The sequence below is a fragment of the Streptomyces lateritius genome, from assembly GCF_014649715.1.
GTDB classification, from domain to species: domain Bacteria; phylum Actinomycetota; class Actinomycetes; order Streptomycetales; family Streptomycetaceae; genus Streptomyces; species Streptomyces lateritius.
Map to the genome: position 1 here is coordinate 269,367 of NZ_BMTO01000007.1, position 18,675 is coordinate 288,041.

Here is an 18,675-nt window from a genome sequence, read left to right on the forward strand (position 1 = left end):
CCCAGCTGAAAGCCTCGACAGACGCTCGGAGAGTCGGAGAGACGAGGAGGGCCTCATGAACGCCGCCGAAGAGGACCAGCACCCGCTGGACTCCGCCAGCGTCGTCAACGCGAAGAAGACCCTGCTCGAACTCCTCGGCCGCGCCGGAGTGTTCCACGCCGAGGCAGAGGAGCTGATCGCGCTCGTCGAGGCCGGTGCCGTCGTGGACGCGCACCATGAGGTCCGCAAGGTCGAGGCGGGCGCCCCGAGGGGGAAGGGGGAGCTCTACGGCGCCGGCTGGGAGGACGGCGCCCAGGCCGTCGTCGAGGAACTCGGCGCCGTCGCCGACCGGGCGCTGCACCGCGCCCTCGGCCCGGCCGTGCCGGCCCCCTCCCCCCGGGCCGGCCGGATGGACGTCCCGCGGGGCCGTCCCCCCGTCGGGAGGGTGGACGTGGAGCGGGCGAAGGTGGCGGTGACGCCGCTCTACCTCGCGTTCACCCATGTCTCCGACCTCGACCCCGAGGTGTCGGACGAGGTCCTCAGGGCGGTCCTCGGCACGATGAGCGCCGTGGAACGGGCCGGGTACGCGGGACGGCTGAGCGAGTTCGCCGAGACCCGGCAGGAACAGCTCTCCCGGCTGTACGCGGAGTACGGCCCCGGTAGCGACATCGCCATCCACGGCCGTTATTCCCTCACCCACTCCCCCACCAGCGTCGCCGTGCTCGAACGCCTCTCCGCCGCGCCGTCCCTGCTGCGGGAGGAGTGGGAGCGCGCCGAGCTGCCCCCGGTGTGGCTGGAGGGCCTCGCGAACGCCTGGGACGCCCTGCCGAGTTGACCGCGCGGGCGGGGAAACCTGCGGCGAGGTACGTCTGAGCCCCCCCACCGGTACGGGGGTCCGTCGCCGGCCGGGGGCTCTGCGTCTCAGGATCGGTTCCCGGTCAGTTCGCGGCCGCGCGGAAGTGGCAGGCAGCCGAGGCGGGCGAGGTCGTGGTGCCGACGACGGTCCACACCCACCAGCCGTGGCTGTGGCCTTCGACGGGACGCGGGACAGTGCGCTTGCCCCGCTCCAGGACGGCGCCGTGGACTCTGCCAGAGTCGGATCGTCATGAGCGACACGTGGGTCGTCGTGGTCGAGGGCTCGGTCCGCCACGCCCACAGCCGTGGGGCCGCACCGGCCGCGGTGCGGCCCCACGGTTTCCTGGTTCGGGCTCGGAAGGGGTCGTCGGCCTGTACGTCCGTCCGCTCGCCGGCCGGTCGCCCCCGCTCGGCTCCGCGGTGGCGTCCGCGGGCCGCCGGAGGGTCGGCCGACGGGAGGATCCCCGTCGGCGGGCAGGGGACGAGGACGAGCAGACAGAAGGTCACACTCCCTCCCCTACGGTCTCCCTTCGTGGACGGGCGCGTCGGCGCGCGGTGGGTGGGGATGCTCCCCAGGCGGCTGCTCGCAGCCGCTCCATCGCGGGGGTGACACCGGTCAGTCGCAGTCGCCGGCCGTGCTCCGTCCAGTCCGTCAGGATCCGCAGCAGGGCGGAGTCCGCGAACGTGACACGCGAGGTGTCGAGGACGAGGCGCCGGTGTCCGAGGGTGGACGCGGCGGCCAGCAGTACCCGCAGCGGCCCTGCGCTGTAGTGGTCGACCTCTCCGTGGAGCTCGACCCGCAGAGTCTGTTCGTCGACGACGCTGCAGGAGCGGACGCTTATGCCACAGGGCGCGGTCTCCGCGCCCTGGTCGATCGGTCCGGTGCCCGGTGTGACGGTAGGGGCGGTCAGTATCGGAAGGTTGCTCGCGGTACTCACACCAGATCAACCGCGTGGCCCCGTCGAGCGGCACGCTCCTTCACTCCACCGGACCCTGGCCTGCCCACCTGCGGGGGAGATCCGCCACCCGTACGACCCACGATCAGCGGCTGTGTGCGGTGTGCAGCGCTTCGGCCATGCCGGACGCGCCCTCGGTCACGTACGCGCGGATCGACGCCAGGTAGGCCTCCCGGCCGACGCGGCCGTCACCGTCGGTGTCCAGCGCGTCGAACGCCGCGCCGGCGTTGTCGGCGGGGTTGCCGAGCGCCTCGCGCAGCCGGGTGAACTCGTCGCGGTCCAAAGCGCCGTCGGCGTCGGTGTCGGCGAGGTCGAACAGCGATCCGAGCGCGGGCCTGCAGACCTCCTCGAACGACTCGGCGCCCGCCCAGGTCGCGTACTCCTCGAAGGTCACCCGCCCGTCGCCGTCCGCGTCCATCGAGGCGTAGACCCGCTCGTGGGCCGCGTGGGCGGCGGCGACGAGGGGATCGTGGCCCCCTCGTCCCGACACGGCGGCCGCGCGGGCCGGGCGGGTGAGGTACTCCTGCCGCGAGACGACACCGTCGCCGTCCACGTCGAGCATCGCGAAGATGTGGGCCTTGGCGGTCCTGCTGTCCATGACGGGTCCTTCGGCTGTGGGTGGTTGGGGAGGCGTATCGCCGGTGGCCGGCGACAACGACAAGATCAACTGCCCGGGGCCGATTCGGTCACCCTCGGGTTTCCGCCCGTCGCCCGCCGTGGAACTCGAACGCCCGTGACAGGAACCGATCGGCGGCGTTGGCCCTCATGCTCCATGGGCCCGGGAGTCGGCGTGCAGTGGTCGACTCTCCCGGGTTCGTCCCGGCGCAGCGCAGCGCGTGCGCCGTACCGAATCGTGTCGAGGAAGAAGCCGAGGAAAACGTGTCCCTGTCACCGCGTCGACGCCTGGTCGTCAGTGCCACCCTGATCGCCGCCCTCGCCGGAGGTGTCGCCCCGGCCACCGCCGCGACCTCCTCCCCCGCCGGGCCTGCCGTTCCCGCTCCTCCCGTCGTTCCCGCTCCGGACATGGAGGGAGTGGCCGGGTCCCTGAACGCCGCCATGGCGCAGGGCGCGCCCGGTGCCATGGCCCGGTACGTCGGGCCCTGGGGTGCCCGGACGCGGACCGAGGGCGTCCGCGACCGTGAGTCCGGGGCCCCCATGGACAGCCGGGCGCGGTTCCGGATCGGCAGCGTCAGCAAGACGTTCTCCACCGTGGTGCTCCTTCAGTTGGTGGACGAGGGCCGGCTGGAGCTCGACGCGCCGGTGAACCGGTACCTGCCCGGGCTGCTGCCCGACGACAGGATCACGGTCCGTCATCTGCTCACCCATCGCAGCGGCCTGGCCGACTACACCGACGCGATGTTCGCCCAGACCGTGCCCGGCTTCGAGGCCGTGCGGAACCGTGTGTTCAGCTACCAGGAGCTGGTGAACCTTTCCCTGAACGAACCGCGCACCACCGAACCGGGTGTGGCGTACAAGTACTCGAACGCCAACTTCGTGGTGGTCGGCATGCTCATCGAGCAGACCACCGGCCGTCCGGTCGCCGAGGAGTACCAGAGCCGCGTCATCAAGCCGCTGCGGCTGCGGAACACCTCGTACGTGCACCCGGAGACCCGGATCAAGGGGATGCGGGTCCGCGGTTATCTGCACCCGGACGAGGCCGGCGCGCCGCTCGTCGACTCCACGGAGCAGACCGTGTCCTGGGCACAGTCGGCCGGGGCGGTCATCTCCGACCTGGCGGACCTCAACACATTCACCACGGCGCTCATGCGGGGCGAGCTGCTGTCGCCCCGGATGATGGACGCCATGACCACGGTCACCCCGACGGACGCGGCCAACACCCGCTTCTACGGGCTCGGTCTGCGCCGCTACGACCTGTCCTGCGGGGCCCAGGTGTACGGGCACACCGGGACCGTGCAGGGCTACTACACGTACGCCTTCTCGACCCGGGACGGCCGGCGGGCCCTCTCCGCGATGGCGAACACCTCGAACCGGGGCGCGGCCAACACGGCGCTCGGGGGAACGCTGGAGGCGGCGTTCTGCGGGAAGAAGCCGGCGGCGGCGCGTACGTTCTCGGAGCGGCCGGCCGAGGCCGACCTGACCGAGCGCCGCTGACGCCGACCACGGGCCGGGGCCGCCGCCGCGCGGCGGCCCCGGCCCGTGGTCGGGCGGGGCACCACTCCGGGGCAGCACGGGCTCACGTCGGCGAGACGGCGGCGCCGGTGACGCGCCGCGTCCTCGACGGCTTTCACCGACGGCCGGCAACTCCCTCCGTTCCCGCCGCTGTTGAGGCTTCAGGTTCAGCGACCCGCGCCGGTCGTGCCCGCCCCGGTCCGGCGGCGGGGTGCCGTACAGGATCGAGGTCTCGCACACCGCGGTGAAGGCGGCGGTGGAGGCGAGGTAGCCGCTGCGGCGGGCCGCCAGCACGATCTCCACGCACCGGCCGAGCGGTTCAGCCTCGTCGGGGGCCAGGACCGGATCGGGCCGCGCTGCCACGAGGTGCCGCCGCGAGCGGGCCGATGCGGTACGTGTCGGCGCCGTGGACGCCGCGATCGGCGACGCGGCTCGCGCGGCGGAACGCGCCGCGGACGTAGAGGCGGTCCGAGAAGCCGGCGCCGCTCGCGGCCAGGTGCTCGCGCATCCTGGCCCACGTGGAGCGCTCGTGGTCAGGGCGAAGCCGAGGTCCAGCCTCGGTGATGGAGGCGCTCGATGCCGTCCAGGAGCAGGTCGAGGGCGAACTCGAACTCGAACCGGTCGTCGCAGCCGCCGCCGACGGCCGAGTCCGCGTCATGGGCGGCCGCCGCGGCGATCTCCGCGACGCGCGGATAGGCCCCCGCCAGATCCGGTGCCGACCCTCCCGGCGTGGAGGGTGGCGGCGTGGACCGGCCGGTGTCGAAGAGCTCCTGGGAGAAGCCCAGCAGGCGGCTGCCCAGCGCGTGCATCACATGGTGGGTGAGGTCGGCGGAGAGGCCTCCGTCGCGGAAGGTGCCGATGACGGAGTCCAGATAGGCCAGTACGGCCGGCGTCGGGCCGGTGCGTGACTCGATCACGCGCGCGGCCCAACGGTGCTGCAGCAGCACGCTCCTGGCCGAGAGGATCTGCTGCCGTACGGCGCTCTTCCAGCCCGCTCCGGGAGCCGGCCGCGCGATCTCGCCGACGACCATGTCCACCATGCCGTCGAGGAGTTCCTCCTTGTTGGCCACGTGCTTGTAGAGGGCCATCGGGACGACGCCGAGTTCCTGGGCGAGCCTTCGCATGCTGATCGCGTCGGCCCCGGAAGCCCCCGACGCACCGGAAGCCCCCGACGCGTCGGCCAGCGCGACGGCGGCGCGCAGCACCCGCCCCCTGCTGAGGGGCGCCCGGTCGGCGCTCCCGCGTTCCTCGGCCATCTGCCCTGCCGCCCTTCTCCCACGGTTCGGTCACCCTGCCCCTTGCCGAGTGTACGCCGTACACCTAGGGTGGCCGATGACGCAGAGGTGTACGCCGTACACCTCGCGGTAAGAGGGGATCCCATGGATGTGAGCCGAAGGACCGCGGCCGTGACGGGGGCGCTGTTCCTGCTGACCGAGGTCGCCGCGATCGCGGGTCTCGCGCTGTACGGCCCCGCGCTCGACGGCGCGCGGTACGTCGTCGGGCCGGGAGCGGACTCCCGCGTGCAGCTGGGGGCGCTCAGCGAGATGGTGCTGCTGCTCGCCGTGGTGGGTACCGGGGTGACACTGTTCCCGGTCATCAGAAGACGGCACGAGGCGCTGGCGGTCGGCTACGTGTGCGGGCGCCTCCTCGAAGCGGCGGTGATCGCGGTCGGTATGGTCAGCGTGCTCGCCGTGGTGACCCTCCGTCAGGACCTGGCCGCCGCCGGAGACGCCCGCACCACCACCGCCGTACAGGTCGCCGCCGCGGGCCTGGCCGCGGTCCACGACTGGACCTTCCTGCTCGGACCCAACGTCGTCCTGGGCGCCAACACTTTGGTCCTGGCGTACGCGATGCACCGCTCACGGCTGGTCCCGCGGCCGCTCACGCTGCTGGGTCTCGTCGGCGGCGGGCTCATCTGCGTCTCCGCGGTCGCCGTGCTGTTCGGGCTCTACCCCCAGGTGTCCGCCGTGGGCACGGCCGCCGCGCTCCCGGTGTTCGCCTGGGAGGTGATCCTCGCCGTCCGACTGCTGACCCGCGGCTTCGAGCCTGCCCGACCGCTCCCGGCAACCACCTAGGCCGCACCCGAACGCAGTGGGCGTCCTTCGCCGACCCGACCTCAATTTCGCCGCACCGACGCCTGCTGAGCACCCCTGACCTGCGTGAAGACCCAGTGAAGAAGGTGATCATGACAAGCGGCAGCAGCTAACCTCACCGAATGAAATTCATGTTCGGGCGAAGAAGCCGCCTTGTCCAGCTCTCGCTCGGTGCGGCCGTAGCCGCGTCCGTACTGCTTCCCGTCCAGCCCGCCCAGGCGGCCTCCGGCCTGGACCCGTTCACCGCGAACTTCAAGCTCACCCGGGTGGACGGGGACAAGACCGACCTCATCACCTCCGCCGAGGCAGCCGGAGTCGCCAAGGCGTCCGTCACCGACGTCATCGGCACACGTACCGGACGACCGGGCCTCTGTCACGCCACCGGGCTGAACGGCGCTCTCAAGCCCGACGGGTTCTGTTGGGACGATGCGGACGACAGGTCCAACTACGCCGACGCCGCGGGCGGCTGGATGCCGCAGGGCTTCGCCGGTTCGCATGCCGCCACCGCCGACGGGCTGTATGCGGGCCGCTCCCTGACGGTCACCTCCTGGTACCACGGCACGTATGTCAAGGACCGGACTCCGACGACCGTCGAGGACTACGCGAGGGTCTCGATCGCGGAGTCGACCGGTGGCCAGGTCAAGTACGGGCACATCGCCCTCGTGGAGCCGGTCGACGGCAACTTCAAGCCGCTCGAGTTCGCCTCCCACTCGGACGGCGTCGCCTGGTACGGCAACAGGCTGTTCGTCGCCAACGGCGCGGAACTGCAGGTCTTCGATCTGACGCGCATGTGGCGCATGAACGACACCACGAGCGCTTTCACCCGTCTGGCCGCGGGCAAGACGTCCGCCCGCTTCCACCTCTGGGCGATGCCGCTCGTGGCCCGCTACAGCACTGTCAGCACCGCGGCGGTCGACAACGTCTCCACGGCGTACGTCAACAACAACCCGCGCGCCTGCGGTCCGTCCGTCAACAACGAACTGTGCCTGAGCAGCCTGAGCCTCGACCGTTCCGGCGCGACGCCGGCCCTGGTGTCGGTGGAGAACAGGAACGGCGCGGGCGCCCGCATCGTCCGCTGGCCCCTCTCGGCCCTCGGCACCGGCACCCCCACCACGGTGGCCTCGGAGACCACGGGCTACACCTCTCCCGTGTGGGGCATCCAGGGCACGGCCACGGACGGCAGCAACTACTACATGAGCGGTACCTGCCCGACGTACTGGCCTGGTGGCACCACGCTCCACTCCTGCATCCACGTGGCCAAGCCGGGCGAGGCGCCGCACGTCCTCACCCAGTCGCCGCAGCTGACCCAGGGCCTCTCCTGGGACCCCCTCGCCAAGCGGCTCTGGGGCGCCAACGAGGCACTGGTGGACTCCAGCGGACCACGCCGGGTGGTGTTCAACGTCGAGCCCGACGCCGGGAAGCCCGTCGACGGCTGGAGCTGGCTCACCAACTTCCACCAGGTGGGCTCCGTCTGCGCGACGCCGCAGGGCAACGGCACCGCCAACGGCACCCCGATCACCGTGTGGTCCTGCACGGGATCGGACATCCAGCGGTGGAAGTACGAGAACGGTCTGATCGTCCACAGGGCGAGCGGCAAGTGCATCACCCCCGAGGCCAACGGCGCGAACACCAACGGCGCGCTGCTGACCCTGTGGACATGTAACCCCTCGAGCGATGTCCAGAGGTTCTCCCCGTCGGCGGACGGCAGCGCCGTCAACGCCTACGGCAAGGCCATCACGCCGAAGGGCAACTCCTTGGCCAACGGTGTCTGGCTGACCCTGTGGACCCAGGGCAGCCCCACTCCTGACGTCCAGGACTGGGTGGTGAAGGGCTTCTAGCCCCACCCGCTCCCCCTGGACGCCGAAGGGGCCGGCCCGTACCCGGGCCGGCCCCTTCTCCGCGAGCGTGCGTCAGCTCTTCCCGGCCTCGCCCGGGCATCCCCTGGGGTGTCACCTCATCGTGCGGGGACGGACGCGAACGGGCTGGTGCCGAGCTTGGCGAGGAGGTCGGCCGGGTCGTCGTAGACGGCGGCGGCGCCGGCCTTCGTCAGGTCGTCGTGGGGGATCCCGCCGCAGAGCAGGCCCACACCGGCGACACCGGCCCGGGCGCTGGCCTTCATGTCCCAGACCGTGTCGCCCACGAACACGGCGCGGTCCGGTGTCACTCCCACGAGGGAGAGGGCGTGCTCGATCGGATCGGGTGCGGGTTTGCCCTCCTCGACGTCGTCGGAGGTGGCGGAGGCGGTGATGGCGTCGTCGGCGTCGACGGCCCGGCGCAGTGCCTCCAGTTCACGGTCCTTGGCCGAGGTCACCAGAACCACCTTCCAGCCGTCGCCCGCCAGCGTCCGCAGCAGGTCCGCGGCCCCGCCGAAGGCGAGGAGACGCTCGAAGTAGCTGCCGTAGAGCGTGTCGTGGGCCGTGGAGAGCCGTTCGTCGCCGGCCCGGTCGCGCTCTTCGCCGAGCAGGTGTTCCACGAGCTGGTCGCCGGGCAGGCCGATCGCCCGGTGGATGGCGTGCGTGTCCACGTGGTGGCCGCCCTGGCGCAGCGCCTCCCACCAGGCGACGACGTGGAGGTGGTTGGTGTCCGCGAGCGTTCCGTCGACGTCGAAGAGGGCGGCGCGGTCAGTGCCCGGCACGCTCACAGCTCCCGGAGGGCGGGCAGCAACGTGGTCCGGGCCCACTGGAGGAAGGGCTCCTGGTGCGCTCCTCCGATCTGGACCAGGGCGATCTCGTCGAACCCGGCCTCGACGTAGGGGCGGACGGCGTCCACGAAGGCGGTGACGTCGTCCCCGCAGGGGACGGACTCCGCCACGTCCTCGGGGCGGACGGTCTCGCAGGCCTGGTCGAACGCGGTCGGCGAGGGAAGCTCGGAGTTGACCTTCCAGCCCCCGAGGGACCACCGGAACTGCTCGTGGGCGCGCTTCACCGCGGCGTCCCGGTCGGGGTCGTAACAGACCGGGAGCTGGCCGATCCGCGGTTTGCCGGCGCCGCCGTGCGCGTCGAAGGCGTCCAGCAGCTCCTGCTTCGGTTCGGTCGCGATCACCAGGTCGGCCTGGTGTCCGGCGAGTTCGCAGGAGCGGGGGCCGGACACCGCGACGCCGATGGGCGGCGGGGTGTCGGGGACGTCCCACAGCTTGGCGTGGTCCACCTGGAAGTGTTCGCCGTGGTGGGTGACGTACTCCCCGCCGAACAGGGCCCGGATGATGTCGACGGCCTCCTCCAGCATGTCCAGGCGGACACTCGCGGAGGGCCAGCCGGCTCCGATGATGTGCTCGTTGAGGTTCTCTCCCGAGCCGAGACCCAGCCGGAAGCGGCCGCCGGAGAGCAGCTGCATCGTCGCCGCCTTCTGGGCGATGACCGCGGGGTGGTAGCGGAAGGTGGGGCAGGTGACGTAGGTCATCAAGGGGATACGGGAGGTGGCCTGCGCGGCCGCTCCCAGGACGCTCCACGCGTACGGAGCGTGCCCCTGCTCGTCCAGCCAGGGGAAGGAGTGGTCCGAGATCACCGAGAAGTCGAACCCGGCCTCCTCCGCTCCCACCACGTGGGCGACCAGGTCACGGGGTCCGGCCTGCTCGGTCATCATTGTGTAGCCGATGTGCACCATGTTCCGCCCCTTGCCGCAACCGGCCACCCGGAAACCGGCTGGGTCGACCGGTCCTCCGAGTGGCCCACGGCGCGTGCGTCCGAGTGGCCGCCCGGGCGTGCGTCAGCCGGTTGTGCCCGCAGCCGAGGCGCAGGCGGGGTGGCCCCAGCCGTCGGGGTTCTTCGTGATCGTCTCGCCCTTGGCGTACGGAGCGCCGCAGCGGCACCGGCCGGGGAATCTGGCCTTGACCGAGCCGCCCCCGGCGGAGCGCGCGCCCGGTGCCCGCTCGCCACGCCCGCGGCCGGTGGTGCGGGCGCGGCCGGCTCCGGCGGAGTGCGCCGCGCCACCGGGCGGCGGGAGAGGGGATCCCGCGGCGGAGCCGAGCGCCCGCTGGGTGACGGCCGCTTCGCCGGCCGCCCGGTCGGCGGCGTCGTTGAGCGGGTCGCCGTCCACCTGGTGGGCGGGGGTGTGGACGAAGTCGACCCGCCTGCCGGTCAGCAGTTCGTCGATGCGGACCACGAGGTCCTTGTTCGCCACCGGGGTGCCGGAGGCGGTACGCCATCCCTTGCGGCGCCACCCGGGCAGCCAGGTGGTGACGGCCTTCATGGCGTACTGGGAGTCCATCCGCACCTCCGTCGGCACGTCCGGATCGAGGGACTCCAGAAGCTTGAGCAGGGCGGTCAGCTCGGCTACGTTGTTGGTCGCCCTGCCCAGCGGGCCCGCCTCCCACCGGTCCACCGCGCCGTCGGCTCCCGCGACGACCCATGCCCAGCCGGCGGGCCCGGGGTTCCCCTTCGACGCGCCGTCGCACGCCGCGATGATCTTCGCTTCCGTCATCCCACGATCCTGACATGCCGCCGTCGGCTCACAGTGCCCCGGGTGCCGGGGCCCCTGGCCCCCGCGGCTCTACCCCAGGCGCCACTTCTGGTTGGCTGCCCCGGTGCAGGTCCAGATCTGGGCCCGGGTCCCGTTCGCGGAGGCGTGGTCGGAGGCGTCCAGGCACTTGTCGGCCGGTACGTTCACCAGGTCGGCCGACGTGGGTTCGTGGCGCCACCGCTGCGCGCCTGAGCCGTTGCAGGTGTGGAGCTGGACCTTGGCTCCGTCCGCCGTCGACCCGGAGGTCACGTCCAGGCACATGCCGAGCGCCCGGACGGAGCCGTCGGCGCGGAGCGTCCAGCGCTGGGCGGCGGAGCCGTTGCAGTCCCAGAGCTGGACGGGGGTGCCGTCCGCCGTGGCGCCGCCCGCCACGTCGAGGCACTTCCCGCCGAGGCCGACGAGGGCGCCGGACGGTTCGGAGCCGCCGCTCTGGGTGCCCGACCAGGTGAAGGTGGCGGACGTCCTGCCGGGCAGGGAGTACGTCCAGCGCTGGCCGCCCCAGTTCACGGTCATCGTCCGCGCGGCGGTGGAGTCGTTGTAGGCGATGAGCGCCTTGGATCCGTCCGGGTTGCGCCAGGCCACGTTCGGTACGGCCGAACTGCCGGTGGAGCCGATCCGGTGGGCGCCGGGTTTCACGAACTTCGTGAGGTGGCCCATGGTGTAGTACTCGACGGTGTAGTCGACCTGTCCGTGGCGGGAGTCTCCGTTGTGGACGGTGATCAGGCCGTCGCAGGTGCCGCATCCGCCGTTGTGCGGGCCGCGGTTCTGGTCGACCGCGAGCGACCATTTGGTGACCGACTTCGCCCAGTTCCGGGTGTAGTCGATGATGTTCATCATGTCTTCGCGCTGCTGGTGGGCGATCCAGGTGCCGCCGGAGTGCTCGGTCTGGAAGGCGTCCAGCTGCGGGTGGCGGTCGTGGACCTCGGACTGCTTGGCGACGTCGCCGCCGTAACCGTGCCAGGCGACGCCGCCGAAGTTCGGGTGGCTGCGCACCGCCGGGTCCTCCACGGTCTGCGCGGCGTAGGCGTCGTACGTGTCCCAGTTCCAGTCGTGGGCGAGGACCTTGGTGGGAAGGCCCGCCGCCCGGAGCTTCGGCAGCAGCTCGTTCTTGGTGAAGTACGCGAGCCCCGAGGCGTTCCAGCTCATCGAGGGGTAGCCGGCGCAGCAGGTCGGCTCGTTCTGGGCGGTGACGTAGTCGACGGGGACGCCCTGGTCGCGCCACCCCTGGAGATATTTCACGAAGTAGTCGGCGTACGTGCCGTAGTGCTCGGCCTTCAGCCAGCCGCCGTTGAGCCGGCCGGTGTCCTTCATCCAGGCCGGTGCCGTCCAGGGCGAGGCCACCAGGGTGAGCCGCGGGTTCAGCTGCCTGGCCTGCCTCGTGAGGGGCAGCACGTCCTGCAGGTCGTGGGTGAGCGAGAACTTCGCGAGTGCGGGGTCGGTCTGGCCGGCCGGCAGGTCGTCGTAGGTGTAGCCGAACCGGGCGAGGTCGGAGCCGCCCATGGGGTTACGGACGAAGGAGAGGCCGATGCCCTCGGTGGGCGAGAACAGTTTCTTCATCGTCGCGTCGCGGGTCGCCTGGGACAGCGCTCCGGAGCCCTTCATCAGCCAGGCGGCGGTGTCGGTGAACGAGGCGCCGCCGCCGCTGAAGGTCTGGTAGCGGGTGTTCTCGTCGACGGTGATGTTCGTGCCGCCACCTCCGTTGCCCGGCTGGAAGGCGAGCGGGGCCTGCTGCTGGAGTCCGCGGGTGACATGGCGGCCGCCGGTGTCGTCGGTGGTGGTGAGCCAGACGTCCACCTGCTCGCCGGCGGCACGCGCCGGGCCGGCGGAGAGTCCGGTGAAGCCGGCCGTGGCGAGCGCGCCGGAGAGGAGCGCGAGCGTCAGCCGACGGGCGATGGGGGGTGGTCGGTGCGTCGGACGGAACATGCTGGTGCCCTTCTCGGCGGGGGTGTGGGGGTGGGTCCGTGAACCGAGTGATGGACCGAGGCGTGAGTGAACTGCCGCAAGGCGGCCCCGTCAAGACTTCGCGCATTCAGATCTTGAACGCACAACACACCAAGTGCGGGGGGAACTTGGGATTCAGCCGATGTCAGCGTGAACTCTTGACGACTGAGCGGCCTGGCTGTTGACTCACCGCACCGCGCCGGAACCGGTTCCGGAAGCGGTTCCGGAAGCGATGTCAGTCCCCGAGCCGGAGGCCCCTCGATGCGTGTCACGATCGCCGACGTCGCACGTCAGGCGGGCGTCAGCAAGACCACCGTCTCCCGGGTCCTGAACGCCGGGGCGGAGGTGGACTCCACCACCGCCGCCCGTGTTCGTGAAGTGATCGGTGTGCTCGGTTACGTCCCCAGCTCGGGAGCGGTCGGCCTGGCGCGCGGCAGCAGTCGCACCGTCGGCATGCTGACGCCGTCGCTCACCTGGCCGTGGATGGGCGAGGTCCTGCAGGGTGTCGCCGACACCGTCGAGGCCGCCGGCTACGGCCTGTTGCTGTTCACCTGCAATCGGGGCGCCGACTCCGTCCGCCACTTCGCCGGTCAGGTCTCCGCGCGGGCCTTCGACGGTCTTCTCGTCATCGAGCCGGAGGACACCCTCGACACCATCGCCGCGATGCACCGGCGGGGCCTGCCCGTGGTGCTCATCGACGACCGCGGCCATCACCCGGCGTTCCCCTCGGTCGCCACCACGAACCGCGCCGGTGGCGCGTCCGCCGCCGCCCATCTGCGGGCCTCGGGCCGTACACGTCCCCTTGTCGTCACCGGCCGACGGGACTTCGGCTGCGTACGCGACCGGCTGGAAGGGTTTCTCGAGGTGCTGCCCACCGATCTGGTCGCCGAGGGCGAGTTCACCGAGGAGACCGGCCGCTCCGGCGTCGAACGGGCGCTCGCCGAGGGCCGGGACTTCGACTGCGTCTTCGCCCACAACGACCTCATCGCGGCCGGGGCGTTGCGTGCCCTGCGCGAGGCGGGCCGCGCCGTGCCCGACGACGTCGCCGTCGTCGGGTTCGACGACATACCCATGGCCCGGCACACCGAACCGCCCTTGACCACGGTCCGCCAGCCGATGCGGCGGATGGGTGAGACGGCCGCCCGGATGCTGCTCGCCGGGCTGGCCGGCGAGGCGGTCCCGGACGAACCGGTCGTCCTCCCCACCGAACTCGTCGTCCGACGCTCGGCGCCGGCCCTCTGAACCGCCGACGCACCCCGCCGCACCGCCTCCTCACCCCACCTCACCTCACAGCAGCGCAGAAGGAGCCGTCATGCCACGACCCCGTCTCAGGAGCAGAACCGGTACGGCGGTGATCGCCGCCGTCGCCGTGCTCGGGGGGCTGCTCGCCGGAGCCCTGCCGAGCGCCGCCGCCGACGAACCCGTCCCGGTGGCCGTCGACCGGTTCGAAGGGGAGATCCCCTTCGCTCATCCGCCCGCGGAGGGTCTCTTCACGTGGGGCAGTGACGCCGACGACCAGCCCCGGCTGCGGATCAGCGAGCGCGCCGACGCTCCAGAGGGTGCCAAGGTCCTCGAGGGCGACTACGACATCAGCGGCTGGGGCGGGCTCAGCCACGACTTCGCCTTCGACCGGCCGGCGCACGACTGGACCGCGTTCAAGGGCGTCCGCTTCTGGTGGTACGGCCAGAACACCGCTCCCCTGCCGCCCGGTTCGGGCAAGCGCGTCCACTTCGAGATCAAGGACGGCGGGGCGAACGGCGAGGCGTCCGAGCTGTGGACCACCTCGTTCACCGACGACTGGGAGGGATGGCACCTCGTCGAGATCCCGTTCTCCGACTTCCACTACCGCGCCGACTACCAGCCGGTGGGCGGCATCGACCAGGTGCTCGGCCTGAACGAGATGTGGGGTTACGCCCTCACCCTGCCTCCCGGGTCCCCCGGCTCCTTCGCGCTCGACGGCGTGGAGCTGTACGGCACGGCGGAGCCGGCCCTGAACACCAAGGTCGTCACCGACGCCGCCGTGTACCCGGTCGGCGAGGGCGGCACCGCCCAGGTGAGGCTCTCGGTCGCCACGACCGGCTCCACGCCCATCGGCGAGCCCGTCACCGTCACGTACGCCACCGAGGGCGGCAGCGCCGAGTCCGGCAGGGACTACACACCGGTCAGCGGCAGTGTCACCTTCCCTGCCGGCACGGCCTCCGGCGCCACCCGCTCGATCGCCGTGACCACCCGGAAGGACGGCTCCGCCGAGTCCGCCGAGACCATCCCCCTCAAGCTGACCGTCACCGGCGCCAAGGCCCCCGCCGAGACCCCGCTGGTCGTGGTGGACGCCCACGGACTGCCGTACCTCGACACGAAACTCCCCGTGAAGAAGCGCGTCGCCGACCTGCTCGGGCGGATGACCCTCGCGGAGAAGGCCGGCCAGATGACGCAGGCCGAGCGCAACGCTCTCAAGTCGCCGGGTGACATCGCCTCGTACGACCTCGGCTCCCTGCTCTCCGGCGGCGGCTCGGTGCCCTCCCCGAACACGCCCGAGGCGTGGGCGGAGATGATCGACTCCTACCAGGCGCGCGCCCGGGCGACCCGCTTCCAGATCCCGCTGATCTACGGCGTGGACGCGGTGCACGGACACAACAACGTCATCGGCTCCACGATCATGCCGCACAACATCGGCATCGGCGCCGGCCGTGACCCGAAGCTCGCCGAGCGGACCGGCGCCGTCACCGCCAAGGAGGTGCGGGCCACCGGCATCCCGTGGGACTTCGCCCCCTGCCTGTGCGTGACGCGCGACGAGCGCTGGGGCCGCTCCTACGAGGCGTTCGGCGAGGACCCCGCCCTGGTGACCGCCATGGAGACCGTGATCAACGGGATGCAGGGAGCGCGCGGCGGCAAGGACCTCGACCGCAACGACAAGGTGCTGACCAGCGCCAAGCACTTCGTCGGCGACGGCGGTACGGAGTTCGGTTCGTCGACCACCGGTTCGTACACGATCGACCAGGGGATCACCAGGGTCACCCGGGAGGAGCTGGAGGCGGTGCACCTGGCGCCGTTCGCCGAGGCGGTCGAGCGCGGGGCCGGCACGGTCATGCCCTCGTACTCCTCGCTGGACATCCTGGGCGACGACCGTGGCCCGGTGAAGATGCACGCCAACGCCGAGATGATCAACGGGGTCCTCAAGGACCGCATGGGCTTCGACGGGTTCGTGATCAGCGACTGGCAGGCCATCGACCAGATTCCCGGCGACTACCCGAGCGATGTGCGCACCTCGGTCAACGCGGGGCTGGACATGATCATGGTGCCGACCGACTACCAGGGCTTCACCCGGACGCTCCAGGACGAGGTGACCGCCGGGCGCGTCAGCCGGGCGCGCGTCGACGACGCGGTGTCCCGCATCCTGACCCAGAAGTTCAGGCTGGGCCTGTTCGAACGGCCCTACGCCGACACCGCCCACCTGGACGAGATCGGGTCCCCGGCGCACCGGGCCGTGGCCCGGGAGGCCGTCGCCAAGTCCCAGGTGCTGCTGAAGAACGACGGCGCCGTGCTGCCTCTGAAGCCCTCCCAGAGGGTGTACGTCGCCGGCTCCAACGCCGACGACATCGGCAACCAGGCGGGCGGCTGGACCATCAGCTGGCAGGGCTCCTCCGGCAGGACGACCACCGGCACCACGATCCTGGAGGGCATGAGGAAGGCCGCGCCCGACGCGGAGATCTCCTACTCCAAAGACGCCTCGGCCGCCACCGACGGGCATGACGTGGGTGTGGTCGTCGTCGGCGAGACGCCCTACGCGGAGGGCTTCGGCGACGTGGGCAACGGCAACGACCTGGAGCTGACGCCGGCCGACAAGGCGGCCGTCGACAAGGTCTGCGCAGCGATGCCGTGCGCGGTGCTCGTCGTCTCCGGCCGCCCGCAGCTCATCGGCGACCGGCTCGGCGCCATCGACGCGCTCGTCGCGTCCTGGCTCCCGGGCACCGAGGGCGACGGCGTCGCCGACGTCCTCTACGGCGCACGGCCCTTCACCGGGCAGCTCCCGGTCACCTGGCCGAAGTCCGAGGCGCAGCTGCCGATCAACGTCGGCGACGCCTCCTACGACCCGCAGTTCCCCTACGGCTGGGGGCTGACCACCCGCGCCGCTCCGACGCCCGCCGTCGGCGGGGAGGCCGCGCTGAAGGCCATCGGCGTCGCGGCGAAGGTGCTCGAGGCGACCGGTCGCGGTACGTCGGCGGAGGCACGGGAGCTGGTCGGCCGGGCACGGATCATCGTGCAGCGGCGGATCGGCGGGAACATCACCGAGGCGACGGCCGCACCCTTCGCCAAGGCCGACCACCTGCTGCTCACCGGGGACCTGACGGGTGCCGTCTCCCAACTGACCGCGGCGTACCGGGCCGCCTGAGCGAGCGGTGCGGGGCCGGGGCCACTCCGGCCCGGCCTCGCACCGGCCGCCTCGGGGGGCGGGTCACGCTCGAGGCGGTTCGCCCACGGTGATGCGGGCGCAGGCGGCGACCGTCGCGGCGAGGCTTCCCTCGCTGCCGAGCAGCTTCCGCTGGATGCGGGCGCCGGTGCCGTGGTCCAGGAGCCCGGCGATGCCGGCCTTGACCCGTTCGGCATCACCGTGGTCCTGAAGTGCCTGTTCCACATGGTCGTACAGCGCGTGGACGACGGTGTCGGGCGGTGCGGGGCGCATGGTCTCGGGGTGGATCAGCGGGCCGTCCAGGCCCGACCGGCCGGCTCGCCAGGAGGCCAGCCGCAGGAGGCTCGTGGGCACCCGGGCCGGCGGTTGCCCCTCCTTCCAGGCGCGGGAGGCGGTCTCGACCAGGCCGCGCACCAGGGCGGCCAGCAGGACGGGGGTGGAGGGGTCGAGGCACACGTCGGCGACCCTGATCTCGACGGTGGGGTAGTTGGCCGACAGACGGGCGTCGAAGTAGACCATCCCCTGGTCCCGCAGCACCTCCGTGCCGAGCATGGCGCGGACCTGCTCGTGGTAGCGGTCCGCGGAGCCGAACACGTCGACGGGGCCGGCCGAGGGCCATCTGTCCCAGACCTGGCTGCGGTAGCTGGCGTAGCGGCTGTCCTCCCCCTGCCAGAAGGGAGAGTTCGCGCTCATCGCCAGCAGCACGGGGAGCCAGGGCCGGATGCGGTCGAGCACCGCGACACCCTCCTCGTCGGAGTCGACCGACACGTGCACATGGCAGCCGCAGGTGAGCTGTTCCTGGGCGGTCAGGCCGAAGCGCTCGCCGAGCCACTGGTACCGCTCCCCCTGGCTGAGTGTGGGGCTCACCGGGAGCGGCGAGGTGGCCACGGCGGCGACGACGGCGCCGACGGTGGCGGCGTGCCGGGCGGACTCGCCGCGCCACCGGACGATCTCGTCCGCGAGCTCGTCCATCCGCGTCACGGGCCGGGTGGCGAATTCCAGCTGTTCCTTCTGCAGTTCCTTCTCGAAATCGGGATCGTCGTCCCGGCGGCCGTCGGCGCCCTCCTGCGCGGCGGACCGCCGGGCGGCCGCCAGCACGGCACCGGCCAGAGCCACCGGCTCGCCGCTGTCCGCGTCCACGATCAGCAGTTCTTCTTCCACACCTACACTTCGCACGTCACAGCCCCTCGCTCGCCCCGTCAGGTGTTGTCCCCCTGCCCCCTGAACGGGCACCCATGCGACACCGTGCGGGGGTCCCGCTCACCGTCGCACAACGTGCGCGTGCGGGCACGATCCGTCCGGAACGCGGGGACCGGGCGAGGTCAGAAGGCCTTGTCGGGGCCGTGCAGCGCGGCCCGGGCCGTTCCACGGAACTCGGCCAGGGCCTCCGTGGCGGCCGTCGCCGCCACGTCCGCCGCCCACGCCCACTCCGCGTCCTCCATGTGCTGGTGCTCGCCCAGGACGGCCTGCCAGGCGTGCACGGCCGTGGAGAAGCGCTGTGCGGCCACCGCCGCTTCCTCGGGTCCCTCGATCAGGACGACGCTGACGTGTCGGCGGAGAGCGCGCGACACACCGTTCACCCGCTCCTGGATCGCCGGATAGTTGCTCCGTCCCACCGACAGGGCGCGGGTGACGCGGCCGAGGTCCTGGGTGGCGTCCTCCGCGGCGTCCAGGAAGGCGAGGTACGCCTCGCGCCGGGCCTGCCGACGCGACTCCCGCGCCTCGCTCCTGGCCAGGGTGACGGCCGCCGTGATCGCGCCGGCCGCGCCCAGGGCGGCCCCGACCACCGCCGCCGTCGCGCTGACGAGTCCTACACCAGCGGCGTCCATGAACGGCATTGTGCCGGTCATGGACG

At 72.0% G+C, this 18,675-nt stretch carries 14 protein-coding genes and 1 pseudogene; 6 read left to right on the forward strand and 9 right to left on the reverse strand.

The window, feature by feature from the left end:
• Window positions 1-55 precede the first annotated feature (55 nt).
• A complete protein-coding gene (locus IE136_RS16525) occupies window positions 56-814 on the forward strand; it encodes a hypothetical protein (RefSeq protein ID WP_189600722.1) in 759 nt (252 codons plus the stop codon).
• 523 nt (window positions 815-1,337) lie between these two features.
• Here IE136_RS16525 and IE136_RS16530 read toward each other — a convergent pair.
• Together IE136_RS16530 and IE136_RS16535 are read right to left on the reverse strand one after the other, a co-directional pair.
• A complete protein-coding gene (locus IE136_RS16530; protein ID WP_158993184.1) occupies window positions 1,338-1,772 on the reverse strand; it encodes an STAS domain-containing protein in 435 nt (144 codons plus the stop codon).
• A gap of 103 nt (window positions 1,773-1,875) precedes the next feature.
• Complete coding sequence (locus tag IE136_RS16535; protein ID WP_158993182.1) at window positions 1,876-2,388, reverse strand: EF-hand domain-containing protein; 513 nt, start codon at window positions 2,386-2,388, stop codon at window positions 1,876-1,878.
• Window positions 2,389-2,669: 281 nt separating this feature from the next.
• On the opposite strand from IE136_RS16535, the gene IE136_RS16540 reads away from it, so the two are divergent.
• Window positions 2,670-3,902: a serine hydrolase domain-containing protein gene (locus tag IE136_RS16540; RefSeq protein ID WP_158993180.1), complete on the forward strand. Its 1,233-nt coding sequence runs from the start codon at window positions 2,670-2,672 to the stop codon at window positions 3,900-3,902.
• 551 nt (window positions 3,903-4,453) lie between these two features.
• On the opposite strand, the gene IE136_RS16545 is transcribed toward IE136_RS16540, so the two are convergent.
• Window positions 4,454-5,176, reverse strand: coding sequence for a TetR/AcrR family transcriptional regulator C-terminal domain-containing protein (locus IE136_RS16545; RefSeq protein ID WP_158993176.1), 723 nt, complete (start codon window positions 5,174-5,176; stop codon window positions 4,454-4,456).
• Between the two features lie 123 nt (window positions 5,177-5,299).
• Here IE136_RS16545 and IE136_RS16550 point away from each other — a divergent pair, with 123 nt between their 5' ends.
• Entirely contained in the window at window positions 5,300-5,995 is a 696-nt protein-coding gene (locus IE136_RS16550) for a DUF4386 domain-containing protein (RefSeq protein WP_189600724.1), read from the forward strand.
• Window positions 5,996-6,135: 140 nt separating this feature from the next.
• Complete coding sequence (locus IE136_RS16555; RefSeq protein WP_158993172.1) at window positions 6,136-7,851, forward strand: RICIN domain-containing protein; 1,716 nt, start codon at window positions 6,136-6,138, stop codon at window positions 7,849-7,851.
• Between the two features lie 116 nt (window positions 7,852-7,967).
• Here IE136_RS16555 and IE136_RS16560 read toward each other — a convergent pair whose 3' ends face one another.
• From IE136_RS16560 to IE136_RS16575, 4 genes are all read right to left on the reverse strand, one after another.
• Window positions 7,968-8,648: an HAD family hydrolase gene (locus tag IE136_RS16560; protein WP_158993170.1), complete on the reverse strand. Its 681-nt coding sequence runs from the start codon at window positions 8,646-8,648 to the stop codon at window positions 7,968-7,970.
• Window positions 8,649-8,650: 2 nt separating this feature from the next.
• The gene (locus IE136_RS16565; protein WP_158993168.1) at window positions 8,651-9,616 is read right to left on the reverse strand and encodes an LLM class F420-dependent oxidoreductase; all 966 of its coding nucleotides are present in this window, start codon (window positions 9,614-9,616) and stop codon (window positions 8,651-8,653) included.
• Window positions 9,617-9,718: 102 nt separating this feature from the next.
• The gene (locus IE136_RS16570; protein WP_189600725.1) at window positions 9,719-10,432 is read right to left on the reverse strand and encodes a ribonuclease H family protein; all 714 of its coding nucleotides are present in this window, start codon (window positions 10,430-10,432) and stop codon (window positions 9,719-9,721) included.
• A 69-nt stretch (window positions 10,433-10,501) separates the two neighbouring features.
• Entirely contained in the window at window positions 10,502-12,394 is a 1,893-nt protein-coding gene (locus IE136_RS16575; RefSeq protein ID WP_189600726.1) for a ricin-type beta-trefoil lectin domain protein, read from the reverse strand.
• A 279-nt stretch (window positions 12,395-12,673) separates the two neighbouring features.
• On the opposite strand from IE136_RS16575, the gene IE136_RS16580 reads away from it, so the two are divergent.
• Both IE136_RS16580 and IE136_RS16585 read left to right on the forward strand, forming a co-directional pair.
• Window positions 12,674-13,654 carry a LacI family DNA-binding transcriptional regulator gene (locus IE136_RS16580; protein WP_158993162.1) on the forward strand — a complete coding sequence of 327 codons (981 nt, stop codon included), beginning with the start codon at window positions 12,674-12,676 and terminating at the stop codon, window positions 13,652-13,654.
• A 70-nt stretch (window positions 13,655-13,724) separates the two neighbouring features.
• Window positions 13,725-16,802, forward strand: coding sequence for a glycoside hydrolase family 3 protein (locus IE136_RS16585; protein WP_189600727.1), 3,078 nt, complete (start codon window positions 13,725-13,727; stop codon window positions 16,800-16,802).
• A 63-nt stretch (window positions 16,803-16,865) separates the two neighbouring features.
• Here the strand turns inward: IE136_RS16585 and IE136_RS16590 are convergent, their stop codons facing one another.
• Both IE136_RS16590 and IE136_RS16595 read right to left on the reverse strand, forming a co-directional pair.
• Window positions 16,866-17,996, reverse strand: a complete 1,131-nt coding sequence (locus IE136_RS16590) for a glutamate--cysteine ligase (protein ID WP_158993158.1) — start codon at window positions 17,994-17,996, stop codon at window positions 16,866-16,868.
• Between the two features lie 146 nt (window positions 17,997-18,142).
• Window positions 18,143-18,675, reverse strand: a pseudogene (locus IE136_RS16595) (hypothetical protein); the annotation flags it as partial.

Coding starts and splice junctions, on each gene's coding strand:
- IE136_RS16585 (WP_189600727.1), top strand. CDS start 13,725: ATGCCACGACCCCGTCTCAGGAGCAGAACCGGTACGGCGGTGATCGCC.
- IE136_RS16550 (WP_189600724.1), top strand. CDS start 5,300: ATGGATGTGAGCCGAAGGACCGCGGCCGTGACGGGGGCGCTGTTCCTG.
- IE136_RS16575 (WP_189600726.1), bottom strand. CDS start 12,394: ATGTTCCGTCCGACGCACCGACCACCCCCCATCGCCCGTCGGCTGACG.
- IE136_RS16535 (WP_158993182.1), bottom strand. CDS start 2,388: ATGGACAGCAGGACCGCCAAGGCCCACATCTTCGCGATGCTCGACGTG.
- IE136_RS16555 (WP_158993172.1), top strand. CDS start 6,136: ATGAAATTCATGTTCGGGCGAAGAAGCCGCCTTGTCCAGCTCTCGCTC.
- IE136_RS16565 (WP_158993168.1), bottom strand. CDS start 9,616: ATGGTGCACATCGGCTACACAATGATGACCGAGCAGGCCGGACCCCGT.
- IE136_RS16525 (WP_189600722.1), top strand. CDS start 56: ATGAACGCCGCCGAAGAGGACCAGCACCCGCTGGACTCCGCCAGCGTC.
- IE136_RS16570 (WP_189600725.1), bottom strand. CDS start 10,432: ATGACGGAAGCGAAGATCATCGCGGCGTGCGACGGCGCGTCGAAGGGG.
- IE136_RS16545 (WP_158993176.1), bottom strand. CDS start 5,176: ATGGCCGAGGAACGCGGGAGCGCCGACCGGGCGCCCCTCAGCAGGGGG.
- IE136_RS16580 (WP_158993162.1), top strand. CDS start 12,674: ATGCGTGTCACGATCGCCGACGTCGCACGTCAGGCGGGCGTCAGCAAG.